Genomic DNA, 13635 nt, shown 5'->3' with positions numbered 1-13635 from the left:
TCAACTCATTGATAGTTTTTACCTTGTATGCAAATTTAAATTCATGCAAAACAACCAACCTTTTACTATTTACAACGCCTCAGCGGGCAGCGGAAAAACCTTTACCCTAGTAAAAGCTTATTTAAAAATTTTATTTAGCTCGAATAAACCTTATTTATTTAAGAATATTTTAGCAATTACATTTACAAATAAAGCGGTTGCCGAGATGAAAGGCCGTATTATAGATACTTTAAAGCAATTCTCGGACAAAAACATTCTGAAGCTAGAAAACCCGATGTTTTTATCCATTTGTGATGAATTAAACTTAAGCCCAGAACAATTACACCAAAAAGCTATAACATTACTAGAGAGCATTATACACAATTACGCAGCCTTCGATATCTCTACTATTGATGGTTTTACGCATAAATTAATAAGAACCTTTGCTCACGATTTAAAATTACCTCTAAATTTTGAAGTAGAATTAGACCAAGAATCTCTTTTGCGCGAAGCCGTAGATAGTCTAATTTCTAAAGCAGGAACCGATGCTGTACTCACTAAAGTGCTAGTAGATTTTGCCATTGAAAAAGCCGATGATGATAAAAGTTACGATGTAGCCTTCGATTTTAATAAAATAGCAAAGCTTCTTGTTAATGAAAACGATATTCCATTTTTTGAAAAAATAAAAGATAAAACACTCGATGATTTTAAAGCACTAAAAAGCAAGCTTAAAAAAGATATTAATATAGAAGAGGAGCTAATTGCCGAAAAAGCCAAACAACTTTTAACTCAATTTAATACATCGGGATTAGAATTTAAAGATTTTTCCGGAGCCTATTTACCAAAACACTTTGAAAAACTAGCTGATAAAAATTTCAACGTAGCCTTTGGAAGTAAATGGCAAGACAATATAGAAAACGGCACCTTGTACCCAAAACGCGTTACCCCAGAAACAGCCGGAACCATTGACAGTTTGCAACCACACATATTTTTAGTTTTTAATGAAACGAAACAAGCTATATTTAATCATAAATTTCTGAACGCCTTTTATAAAAACATTACACCTCTATCGGTTTTAAACGCCATAAACACAGAACTTACTTTACTAAAAGAAGATCAAAACAAAATGTTGATTTCCGAATTTAATAGCATTATAAGCAAGGAAATAAAAAACCAACCCACTCCTTTTATTTATGAGCGTATTGGAGAAAAGTTTAATCATTATTTTATTGATGAATTTCAAGATACATCGGAGAGTCAATGGAGTAATTTAATTCCGTTATTAGAAAACTCAGTAGCATCAGAAAACGGAAGCACTATGCTTGTAGGCGATGCCAAACAGGCCATTTATCGCTGGCGTGGCGGCAAAGCAGAACAATTTATAGATTTATTCAATAAAAAAGAGCATCCGTTTCCAATAGAGCAGTTTGTTGATAATTTACCAGATAATTACCGAAGTTTTAAAGCCATTGTTGATTTTAATAATAGCTTTTTTAAATTTCTTTCTAATCAAATTTTTAAAAAGGAAGATTATAAAGATTTATATGAAAATGCTAGTCAAAACATCAAAAAAGACGAAACCGGCTATGTAGAACTTTCTTTTCTTGATTTCGACAAGGAAGACGATAAAGATGAAGTGTTTCCTGAAAAAGTTCTAGAAAACATAAACAACTGTCTAGATAACGGTTACAAGCTAGAGGATATTTGTGTTTTAGTTAGAAAGAAAAAAGAAGGTGTTGCGGTTGCCAACTATTTAAGCCAGCATAATATCCCTATTATTTCTTCGGAAACGTTACTTATTAATAATGCGCTAGAAGTAGTTTTTATTAATGCTGTTTTAGGTTATTTAATGCAACCTAAAAACGATGAGCTTAAAATTGAAGTTTTAGACTATTTAGCTAAGCTTTTTAAAGTTGATGATAAACACGGGTTTTTCTCTCAGCATATTAAATTAAGTGTTTCGGATTTCTTTAAAAGTTTTGAAACCTTTAATATCTTTATAAACGGTGATACTCTATTACAATTACCGCTTTATGATTTAGCAGAAACTATTGTGAGAAATTTCAATTTAGTAAAAACATCGAATGCTTATGTTCAGTTCTATTTAGATATCGTTCTCGACTTTTCGCATAAAAAAGGGTCGGACATCCCGGCTTTTTTAGAATATTTCGACAAGAAAAAAGAAAACCTCAGTATAATTTCCCCGAAAGGGCAAGATGCCGTGCAGATTATGACTATCCACAAATCTAAAGGTTTAGAATTTCCGGTGGTTATTTTCCCTTATGCAGATTTGGACATCTACAGAGAAATAGAACCTAAAGAATGGTTAGAAATTGATAAGGAAAAATATAACGGTTTCTCACATACACTTTTAAACTTCAATAAAGATTTTGAGTTTTTTGGAGAACAAGGCCAGCATATATTTGAAAATCATAAAGCTGAACAAGAATTAGATAATATTAACCTATTGTACGTTGCACTTACACGCCCTGTAGAACAGCTCTATATTATATCTAAAAATGATAGCGCCTTAAAAGAAGATGCGAAATCTAAAAAATATTCAGGATTGCTCATTAACTATTTAGAACACAATAATCTTTGGAGTGATAGTGAATTAACCTATAGTTTTGGAGACAGCAAAAAGACATCAAAAGAAACCATATCTTCAAAAGAAACCAATATTCAGCATGAGTTTATTTCAACTTCAAAAGAGCATCATAATATAAAAGTGGTAACAAAGTCTGGTTTTTTATGGGATACTACTCAGGAAGAAGCTATTGAAAAAGGAAATTTAATTCACGATATTATGTCGCACATTGAAACCAAAAATGATGTCGACGAGGTAATTCAGGATTTTATTTCATCATCAACTATAAACCCAAAACAAGCCACAGAACTAAAACAACTCGTTTTACAAATAGTAAACCACACGGCGCTAAAAACCTTTTTCACAAAGGAAAACACTATATACAACGAGCGCGATATTATAACCAAAGAAGGTGTAATTTTAAGACCAGATCGAGTTGTAATTACCCAAAATAACGATGCTGTGATTTTAGATTACAAAACTGGTTTGGAAGACAAAAAACACGCACAACAATTACAGGTTTATCAAGACGTATTAAAGAGTATGAATTTTACAGTAAAACAGAAATACCTAATATACATTAATGAAGGAATTGAAGTCCGATCCTTACCTTTTTAAAGCGCAAATGTTAAATTAGCTTTCAACTTATTTATGTTAATTTAACAAGACCTATTTATTTGATACAAAATAAATAAATCGAAACACTTTAATCCTTATTTTATTAATAAAGAGGAAAATAACAACGTGTTTTAATTCATGTTATACATCTTGAAAAAACCTCAAACTATCTCATTTTGCTATAAAAAAAAATAAAATTTATCACTTTTTGATGCTTTTTTTGAGATACCACAAAAAAAAGTATGCATTTATAAAAAATATGTAATTTCTTGTACTAAACCAAGGCGAGACAATGTTAATACAGCAATCGCAGAGGATATAAAATTGTTAAAATTTAACCAAAACATACCCATAGTACCGACGAATTACCCTTCTGTATGTATTTTTTATATATTTGTCTTTGTTAATAACATATAACAACTTACTTTTGTTCACAATTAACACTTAAAATTTAAAATTTTGAATATGAAAAATCTTAGCAGATTATTGTTCGCTATGTTGCTTGTACTTGGTTATAGCAACGCTAATGCGCAAGACAAAAACAATCCTTGGCAAATTACCATCGGTGTAAACGCAGTTGATGCTTATCCTTCTGGAGACGGTAGTCTTTTTGCTGGAGGCGGTTTCGCGAGTGACTCTTTTGGAGATGAATTCGGAAATGCTTCTGATCACTGGAACATTTTACCTTCTTTATCAACTATTTCTGTATCGAAATATTTAAGCGATGGTTTCTCTTTTGGAGTAACAGGTTCTTTAAATAAAATCGAAAAATGGGGAGATATTAGCTCTAACCCAGATGTAGAAAACAGCGTTGATGATTTATCATACTACGGTGTTGATGGTACAATTAAATACAACTTTTTAGATGGAACTACAATTGATCCTTTCGTAGGTCTTGGTGGTGGTTACACTTGGATTGATGAAATTGGTGCTGGTACTGTAAATGGTACTGTTGGTTTAAACGTTTGGTTTAACGAAAACATCGGTTTAACATTACAAACATCTTACAAACATGCGTTTGAAGATTACTTAGATACTCACTTCCAACATACTGCTGGTATTTCTATCAAATTTGGTGGAACTGATACTGACGGTGATGGTATATTTGATAAAGATGACGCTTGTCCAGATGTTGCTGGTTTAGCTGCTTTCAACGGTTGTCCTGATACTGATGGTGACGGAATCGAAGATAGCAAAGATACTTGTCCAAACGAAGCTGGTACTGCTGAATTTAACGGTTGTCCTGATTCTGATGGTGATGGTGTAGCTGATAAAGATGATAACTGCCCAACTGTTGCAGGTTTAAAATCTTTAGCTGGTTGTCCTGATGCTGACGGTGACGGTGTAACTGATGCTGATGATAAATGTCCAGATGTTGCAGGTCCTGCTGCTAACAAAGGTTGTCCTTACCCTGATACTGATGGTGACGGTGTTTTAGACAAAGATGACAAATGTCCTGAAGTAAAAGGTACTGTTGCAAACGCTGGTTGTCCAGAAGTTACTGCAGCTGTTCAAAAACAATTAAACGAGTATGCTAAAACTATCTTATTCGATACTGGTAAATCTTCTATCAAAGCACAATCTGCTACTGTATTAGGTGACATCATCAATATCTTAAAAGAATACCCAACTTCTAAATTTACAGTTGAAGGGCATACTGATAGTATTGGTAGCGAAAAACTTAACCAAAGATTATCTGATTCAAGAGCTAATTCTGTAAAAGAATACTTAATTGAAAACGGTATCAACGCATTTAGATTATCTGCACTTGGTTACGGTGAATCTAAACCAATCGACTCTAACAAAACTAGAACTGGTAGAGCAAACAACAGACGTGTTGAAATTAACTTAGCTAAGTAATTAGATAAAGTTAACTTTAAATAAAATAAGTTTACAAAAAACGCTTCGGATATCCGAAGCGTTTTTTATTTTTATAAAATGATAACAACTTTCATTTTAGATGTTTTAAACGATTTAAAAAAGAACAACTACAATCTTTCTAAAGTCACATTTGTACTACCCAGTAAAAGAGCAGGTCTCTTTTTAAAACATCAATTAGTTCATGTTATCCAAGAGACGATATTTGTTCCAGATATTATAAGTATCGAAGAATTTGTCGAAGATCTATCCGGTCTTAAAACCACATCGAACACAGAATTACTTTTCGAATTTTACAACAGCTATTTAGCACTCACAAAAAAGGAAGATCAAGATACTTTTGAATCCTTTTCTAAATGGGCACAAATATTACTTCAAGACTTTAACGAAATTGATCGCTACCTGATTCCTCAGGAAAATATATTTAACTATTTAAGCGACATTCAAGAATTAACACATTGGTCTGTTGAAGCAAACCAAACCGAGTTTGTTAAAAAATATTTACAATTTTGGAATAAGCTTTACACCTATTACAAACATTTCACAAAAGAACTTTTAAATAAAAACATTGGCTACCAAGGTTTAATTTATAGAAAGGCCGCAGAAAACTGCGACACATATATAAACAACCTTACCGATAAACAACACGTTTTCTTAGGCTTTAACGCTTTAAATACTGCTGAGGAGAACATTATTCAGCAATTTTTAAAACGTGGCTTAGCGAAGGTTTATTGGGATATTGATAGTGTTTTTATAAACAATCCAAAACATGATGCTGCACTCTTTACAAGACAGCACAAAAAAAATTGGAAACATTTCGATAACCATCCGTTTGAATGGATTACCGAAAATTATTCCAAAGAAAAAAATATAAACATTTATGGCGTTCCGAAAAACATCGGGCAAGCCAAATATATCGGCACACTATTAAAAAATATAGAAGCAGAAACTAAATCACTACAAAGCACCGCTGTTGTTTTAGGTGATGAAAACCTATTAATCCCTGTATTAAACTCCATACCATCATCGGTAGAAGCGCTAAATATCACCATGGGATTTCCATTAAAATCCATTCCATTAGCATCCCTTTTTAAAAGTCTATTTCATATCCATAAAACATCGGGTAACGCCTTTTATTTTAAAGACGTTGTTAAAGTGTTATCCCATCAATTTGTTCGTCCGTTATTTTACATAGACGATATCGATTACGCTGCTAAAATTATTGAAACCATAGATAGCAACAACCTGGTGTATCTTACTCTAGTCCGTTTAAAAGAAATAAGCAAACACTCTAATGAGATTTTAGATTTACTATTTTCAAACTGGAATACATCTATAGATTTAGCACTAAAGAATTGCGGTCTAATCATTTCAAAAATAAAAATCTATTTAGACGAAAACAAAGATGCTAATTTACTTTCTTTAGAATACCTGTATCGTTTTAATGAATTGTTCAATGCACTTTCCTTGTTAAACTCGAAATACAACCACATCAAAGATATTTCAACATTGTTTGGTGTTTATAAAGAATTACTGAGTTCGGAAACCTTAGATTTCCAAGGCGAACCTTTGCAAGGTTTACAAATTATGGGAATGCTAGAATCGCGTGTTTTAGATTTTGAAACCGTAATTATTTCTTCGGTAAATGAAGGTATTCTTCCTTCAGGAAAAAGCAATAATTCATTCATCCCTTTTGATGTTAAAATAGAAAATAAACTACCCACTTATAAAGAAAAAGATGCCGTTTACACCTATCACTTCTATAGACTTTTACAACGTGCAAAAAATGTTTACATACTTTATAACACAGAAGCAGATGTGCTAACAGGTGGTGAGAAAAGCCGTTTTATTACACAACTCGAATTAGAAAACATCCATAACATACACCACGAAATTATAGCGCCACATGTACCTGTAATTACTCCCGAATTAAAAGTGGTAGAAAAGACTGAAGATTCGCAAACCCGATTAAAAGAGATAGCCTCTAAAGGATTTTCGCCATCTTCGCTTACTAACTACGTTAGAAACCCAATAGATTTTTATTATCAGAAAATTTTAAAAATTAAGGAACATGATGAAGTTGAAGAAACCGTTGCAGCAAACACTCTAGGAACTGTTGTTCATAATACGTTAGAAGATTTTTACAAACCATTAGAAAACTCTTTTTTATCGGTTGATATTGTTAAAAAGCTTAAAACTCAAATTAACGAAAAAGTTACTTTTCATTTTAAAAATGAATTTAAAGAAGGTGATATTACAAAAGGCAAAAATCTTATTATTTATGAAATTGCAAAACGTTATGTTTCAAATTTTTTAGATTTAGAAATTGAAGATTTAAAAGCCGGAAATGAAATAAAAATAATTGCAATAGAATCAAACAACAATGTTTTGATCGAAATTCCAGAACTTGATTTCCCTGTAAAACTTACAGGAAAAGTAGATCGTGTGGACGAATATAACGGTGTAACTAGAATTGTAGATTACAAAACAGGCCGTGTTGATGCCAATAAAGTTGAAATTGTAAATTGGGAAGATATCACGACCGACTACACCAAATACAGCAAAAGCTTTCAGGTGTTAACCTATGCTTACATGATGTTATTATCTAATGAAATTACGCTTCCGGTAGAAGCTGGCATTATTTCATTCAAAAACTTAAAAGCAGGGTTTTTAAAGTTTTCTAAAAAAGATAAAGCTGGCAATGGCGCTAAAAAAGATGCTCTAATTACTCAAGAAACACTCGATGATTTCTATGTTGAATTAAAAACACTAATTTTAGAAATCTGTAATCCTAACATACCATTCACCGAAAAGGAAGTATAATATGATATCCAAAGAAAGCTATATTATAAACGGAAAGCACAAAAAATCGATTTTAATTGATGTTAGTTTTATTGCCGAAAAAACAAATATTCCTATTATTATTTTTTGTCATGGTTACAAAGGCTTTAAAGATTGGGGTGCTTGGAATTTAATGGCAAACGCTTTCGCGGAAGCGGGATTTTGTTTTATAAAATTCAATTTTTCGCATAATGGTGGCACCATGGAACAGCCTATTGATTTTCCTGATTTAGATGCCTTCGGAAACAATAATTACACAAAAGAATTAGATGACTTAGAATCAGTTATCGATTGGATTTCAGATAATAAAAAACTTAAACCTATAATAAATTTAAACAGTCTAAATTTAATAGGTCATAGCAGAGGTGGCGGTATTGTATTGATTAAAGCTGAAGAAGATAAACGAGTTACAACCGTAATAAGCTTAGCTGGTGTTTGCGACTTTGGTAAAAGAACAGCAACTGCAGGTGGTTTGGCCGAGTGGAAAAACACTGGTGTAAAATATGTTTTAAACGGACGAACAAAACAACAAATGCCACATTTTTATCAGTTTTATGAAGATTTCATTAAAAACGAAGAAAGATTAACCATAAAACGCGCGGTTTCTAACTTAAAAACGCCACACTTAATTATTCATGGTGATAGTGATACCAGCGTTCTTATTAATGAGGCTAATCAACTTCATGAATGGAATCCGAAAAGCCAAATTGAAATTATACCAGATGCAAATCATGTATTTAATGCCAAACACCCTTGGGATTCGAATACACTACCTAAAGAACTTCAAAAGGTTATAAATTGTTCTGTTTCATTTATAAAAAACAAATAGAACACATAAAGTAAACCCTACTCAACTAAAAACCTTTAAATACTTCATTTAGTCTAATTTAGTTAAAGGTATTTTTTAAATTTGTTTTTATGGATCATAATAACCTACCCTTAAATGATATTTATGCGCCTGAAAACCGCATTTATGTGGCTACAGATTGTATCATTTTTGGTTTTGATAAAGGCATTTTAAAATTATTAGTTTTTGAAAGACGCGTAGAACCTTTTAAAGGTACTTTATCTTTAATTGGAAGTTTTGTAAAACCTAACGAAGCTGCAAATGAGGCCGCTAGACGGGTTTTAAAAGAAATTACGGGTTTAGAGAACATATTTATGGAAGAGTTAAAAACCTACTCTAATATTGACCGAGATCCTGGTGCACGCTGTATTTCTGTAGCACACTACGCATTAATTCGTATTGATGATTATGATAAGGAATTGGTTGCAAAACACGATGCTATTTGGTACGAGGTAGATAAACTACCGAAATTAGTTTTAGATCACGATTTAATGATTGAAGATGCATTAAATAGATTACGCAGGAAGGCTAAATTTTATCCTATTGGTTTTGAGTTACTTCCTAAAAAATTTACGATTCCGCAGTTTCAAAATTTATATGAAGCCATTTTCCAGAAAACTCTAGATACTAGAAATTTCAGAAAAAAATTAATGTCTTTAAAATTACTTATACCATTAAATGAAAAGGATAAATCGGGTTCTAAAAAGGGTGCTTTCTTATATAAATTCGATTACAAAAAATATAAAAGATTAGAAGAAAAAGGTTTTAACTTTTCATTGTTTAAAAATTAATTTTTTCAAATAAAAAAAGAGTTAAGCGAAAACTTAACTCTTTTAAACAATCTAAACTAATAAACACAATTTTTAGTCTTCGCTATTATAGTTACTATTAATCTAATACCTCAATATCTATAATTCAAATTTAGCTTCTAGCTCAGTAACTGAACTCCCACCAACAAAGACTTTAAAATCGCCCGATTCTACAATAAAATCACCACTATTATTATAAAACCCAAGTTCTTTTTCTGTTAATTGAAATGTTATCGTTTTAGCCTCGTTTGGCTCCAACTCCACCAATTCAAAACCTTTTAATTCTTTTACTGGGCGTGTTACGCTAGCAAATAAATCGCGAATGTATAATTGCGCAACTTCTTTACCTTTATACTTTCCAGTGTTTTTTAATTCAACTGAAACCTCAACATGGGTATCTGAAATTTTGTTCACTTTTAAATCACTATATGAAAACGAGGTATAACTTAATCCGTGCCCAAAAGCATAAAGAGGCGTATTACTTTCGTCTATATAATGCGACCAAAACACGCTATTTGGCTCGTTTGCTGCTGGACGCCCTGTGTTTTTATAATTGTAATAAATAGGTACTTGTCCAACACTTCTAGGAAATGTCATTGGTAATTTACCACTCGGGTTATAATCACCATACAATACTTGCGCAATTGCATGACCACTTTGCGTACCCAATTGCCATCCTTCTACAATAGCAGGAATATGTGCGTCTGCCCAAGAAATAGTTAATGGTCTTCCGTTATTCAATACTAAAACAATATTTTTATTAACAGCGTAAACAGCTTCTAATAACTCTTGTTGAACGCCAGGTAAACCTATTTTAGATCGGCTTCGTGCTTCTCCACTCTGAAAACCGTGTTCACCTAAAACCATTATAACAACATCGGCTTTTTTAGCTATGTTTTCAGCTTCTTCAAAACCACTTTTATCCGTGGTATTAATTTCTAATTCAAAAGGAAAAGAAGCCTCTCCAAGTGCCACATCGGCACCTTTTGCATACGTAATCTTGTTACCAGGATATTTAGCTAAACCTTCTAAAACAGAAACCGCTGTATTATCGTCTGCAGCAATTCTCCAACTTCCGAGCGGACTTGTTTTATCGTTAGCCAAAACACCAATAACAGCAATATTTTGTCCCTTCTTTTTTAAAGGCAATACGTTATTTTCGTTTTTAAGAAGTACAATAGATTTTTTTGCAACATCTAAAACGGCATCATTTATTTTCTGACTTCCAATGATATCTTTCTCCCTTTTTTCATCACAATATTTATAAGGATCATCAAAAAGTCCTAATTCAAACTTCACTTTCAAAATACGAGAAGCTGCATCATTAATTAGATCTTCATTAACTTTTCCTTCTTTCACCAAATTAGCCAACTCATTGACGTACGCATAAGATTCCATATCCATATCCGAACCCGCTTTTACTGAAAGTTCGGCAGCATGTTTTACATTTTCGGCATAACCATGATTTATCATTTCAGACATAGAACCCCAATCGGATACTACAAATCCATCGAATTTCCATTTATCTTTTAAAACATCACGTTGTAAAAACGCATTTGCTGTAGCAGGAATTCCGTTTAACTCGTTAAAGGAATTCATAAAGGTTTTTACTCCAGCATCTACGGTCGCTTTGAATGGTGGAAAAATAATATTATTTAAGGTTGAAGTTCCAACGTCTACCGTATTATAATCTTTTCCAGATTCGGTAAACCCATAACCTGCCCAATGCTTTGCACAGGCTGCAATGGTATTTGGTTGAGTTAAATCTTCACCTTGAAAACCTTGTACTCTAGCTATCGCTATTTTAGAACCTAAATAAGTATCTTCCCCAGCACCTTCCATAACACGCCCCCAACGAGCATCTCTAGAAATATCTACCATAGGAGCGAACGTCCAGTTAATACCAGCTGCAGAAGCTTCTAAAGCTGCAATTTCTGCCGATTTTTTAATAGCTTCTAAATCCCAACTCGCCGCCTCAGCCAATGGAATTGGACTTAACGTTTTATAGCCGTGAATAACATCAAAACCAATAATTAAAGGAATACCCAAACGCGTTTCTTCAACCGCAATTTTTTGAACGGCACGTACCTCTTCTACTCCACGAACATTAAGCATAGAACCAACATAGCCTTTTCTTAAATGTTCATATTTATGGGCCGCATCGCCAGAAGACGGCGTTGGACCGGTAACATTCCAAAATCCGTTGTACTGATTCATTTGCCCAATTTTTTCTTCCAAAGTCATTTTTGAAAGTAATTCGGCAACTTTTTGGTCTACAGTGGTTTCTTTGCTTGTTAACTTTTGCGCCAAAGTTTTATTTTGACCAATGGCGCTACTCGACATAAAAACGACTGAAACTATCGTTAAAAAAACTAATTTATGTGCTCTCATATTATTATTCGTAAACTCTTACATAATCGATTTCCATTGTATCTTCAGTAAATACCGGATCAATATCGCCACCTAATGTACCGCCCATAGCAACATTTAAGATTAAGAAGAAATCTTTATCATAAAATGGTAAATCGGCATTGTTATCCATGGCAACAACCACAACGTTATCTAATAACACAGTGATTTTTGCCTCTGTCCACTCCAAAGTGTATAGATGAAATTCTGAAGACGCATTTTCTACAGAAATTGTTTCTCCGTAACTCGCATTAGCATTTGTGCCTGTATCGAACCAATGGTATGTACCTAAAGATGTATTTTTATCAGCACCAGTTTGTTCCATAATATCAATTTCTCCACACATTGGCCAACCAACTTCTGGAAAATTAGCACCCAACATCCAAATAGCAGGCCATGTACCTTGTGCTGCTGGAAGTTTAGCTTTTACCTCAACACGACCATATTTAAACTCGTATAAGTCGATAGATTTTAAACGTGCAGAGGTGTAATCTGCACCATCTTTTTTAGCAGTAATTTTTAACGTTCCTTCAGAAATACTTACATTACTAGCATCTTCAGTATATGTTTGTACTTCTTGGTTTCCCCAGCCTCCTGCACCTAAATCATAAGTCCAGTTAGCAGCATCTGGCGCTCCATCAGTATCAAACTCATCAGACCATGCTAGTGTATTAAATTCCGATTCGAAATCGGCTTGTCCTTCTACCGGTTTACTAGATGTAAATACATGATACCATGCTTCACCACCACCTACTTGAATAATTCTAACACGTAACTCATCTTCACTTATAGAAATAATATCGTAAGTACTAGCACCAACATACCATCCCATAAAACCACCATCCGAAATTTCGAAAGCTGATTGTCTATAAGGCTCATCATTATAACTACCTTCTAAAGCTGCTTTTGATGTTGACGGTAAAAATGATACATTTTTGACACCAAACATAGTTGTTGCAACCGTTTCATCGTGACAAGTATCGCCATCTACTCCTAAATCATCAGCATAAGTTCCTGGCACAAAAGCAGGACCAACAGTTTGTTCGAAGGTTAAGCCATTTTCACCACGAGTAAATACAAATTCATTAGCGTACATACAATATTTCTCTTCATCCCAAGGCTGAATTCCATTCCACCAAGCTTCATAAGCAAACTCACCATTTCCATAATCATCTTCAACTGGACCTAAACCAACATGAAGCGGAATATTTGCTGCCCAATACCAAGTTTTAGAATCACCCACTAATTCGCCTGCTAAAAAGTTTTCAGCTTCTACATCAGAGAATGAACTAAACACTTCAACTTCCATAGACGTACTAGACATTACACCTCCAGTACCAACAGCACTAGCTACAACGGTGTATGTATTTATACCTGTTTGTGTAAACCTGTGCACCGTTTCTCCAGATGGAGCAACGCCTGTTTTACCATCACCAAAATTAAATTGGTATGTAATTTCGTTATCTGCAGTAGATGTAAAATTCACAATTCCGCTACCATCTCCGTAAGGATTATCGGCATCTTGCCCAACAATTTCAGCAGATATTGTTACTCCAGTTGGAGCCACAATATTACCTATCGCTGCATCGTCATCTTGACAACTTGTAAAGAGAAATGTTAGCGACAGAATAAATCCTATATAATATTTTAAGTTTTTCATATATCTT

Annotated in this window: 7 protein-coding genes; 5 read left to right on the top strand and 2 right to left on the bottom strand. The window is 33.3% G+C overall.

Annotated elements, in window-relative coordinates:
• Positions 1-43 precede the first annotated feature (43 nt).
• The 5 genes from V6246_RS10650 (at position 44) to V6246_RS10630 (ending at position 9541) form a co-directional block, all read left to right on the top strand.
• Complete coding sequence (locus tag V6246_RS10650) at positions 44-3184, top strand: UvrD-helicase domain-containing protein (protein WP_341560440.1); 3141 nt, start codon at positions 44-46, stop codon at positions 3182-3184.
• A gap of 465 nt (positions 3185-3649) precedes the next feature.
• Positions 3650-5044 (top strand): OmpA family protein, encoded by a 1395-nt coding sequence (locus V6246_RS10645; RefSeq protein WP_341560439.1) that lies wholly within the window; start codon positions 3650-3652, stop codon positions 5042-5044.
• Between the two features lie 78 nt (positions 5045-5122).
• Positions 5123-7885, top strand: coding sequence for a PD-(D/E)XK nuclease family protein (locus tag V6246_RS10640; RefSeq protein ID WP_341560438.1), 2763 nt, complete (start codon positions 5123-5125; stop codon positions 7883-7885).
• Position 7886: 1 nt separating this feature from the next.
• Positions 7887-8732: an alpha/beta hydrolase family protein gene (locus V6246_RS10635; protein ID WP_341560437.1), complete on the top strand. Its 846-nt coding sequence runs from the start codon at positions 7887-7889 to the stop codon at positions 8730-8732.
• Positions 8733-8821: 89 nt separating this feature from the next.
• Positions 8822-9541 carry an NUDIX hydrolase gene (locus V6246_RS10630; RefSeq protein WP_341560436.1) on the top strand — a complete coding sequence of 240 codons (720 nt, stop codon included), beginning with the start codon at positions 8822-8824 and terminating at the stop codon, positions 9539-9541.
• A gap of 117 nt (positions 9542-9658) precedes the next feature.
• Here V6246_RS10630 and bglX read toward each other — a convergent pair whose 3' ends face one another.
• Together bglX and V6246_RS10620 are read right to left on the bottom strand one after the other, a co-directional pair.
• On the bottom strand, positions 9659-11950 hold the full coding sequence (gene bglX, locus V6246_RS10625; RefSeq protein WP_341560435.1) for a beta-glucosidase BglX: 2292 nt from the start codon (positions 11948-11950) through the stop codon (positions 9659-9661).
• A gap of 4 nt (positions 11951-11954) precedes the next feature.
• Complete coding sequence (locus V6246_RS10620) at positions 11955-13628, bottom strand: family 16 glycosylhydrolase (protein ID WP_341560434.1); 1674 nt, start codon at positions 13626-13628, stop codon at positions 11955-11957.
• Positions 13629-13635 lie beyond the last annotated feature (7 nt).

This window comes from Algibacter sp. TI.3.09 (genome assembly GCF_038154905.1).
In the GTDB taxonomy this organism is placed as follows: Bacteria; Bacteroidota; Bacteroidia; order Flavobacteriales; family Flavobacteriaceae; genus Algibacter.
This window is presented reverse-complemented; position numbering and strand designations above follow the sequence as displayed.

Bases quoted from the DNA above. Each gene is read 5' to 3' on its own strand.
- V6246_RS10650 (WP_341560440.1), top strand. From the start codon at position 44: ATGCAAAACAACCAACCTTTTACTATTTACAACGCCTCAGCGGGCAGC.
- V6246_RS10645 (WP_341560439.1), top strand. From the start codon at position 3,650: ATGAAAAATCTTAGCAGATTATTGTTCGCTATGTTGCTTGTACTTGGT.
- V6246_RS10640 (WP_341560438.1), top strand. From the start codon at position 5,123: ATGATAACAACTTTCATTTTAGATGTTTTAAACGATTTAAAAAAGAAC.
- V6246_RS10635 (WP_341560437.1), top strand. From the start codon at position 7,887: ATGATATCCAAAGAAAGCTATATTATAAACGGAAAGCACAAAAAATCG.
- V6246_RS10630 (WP_341560436.1), top strand. From the start codon at position 8,822: ATGGATCATAATAACCTACCCTTAAATGATATTTATGCGCCTGAAAAC.
- bglX (WP_341560435.1), bottom strand. From the start codon at position 11,950: ATGAGAGCACATAAATTAGTTTTTTTAACGATAGTTTCAGTCGTTTTT.
- V6246_RS10620 (WP_341560434.1), bottom strand. From the start codon at position 13,628: ATGAAAAACTTAAAATATTATATAGGATTTATTCTGTCGCTAACATTT.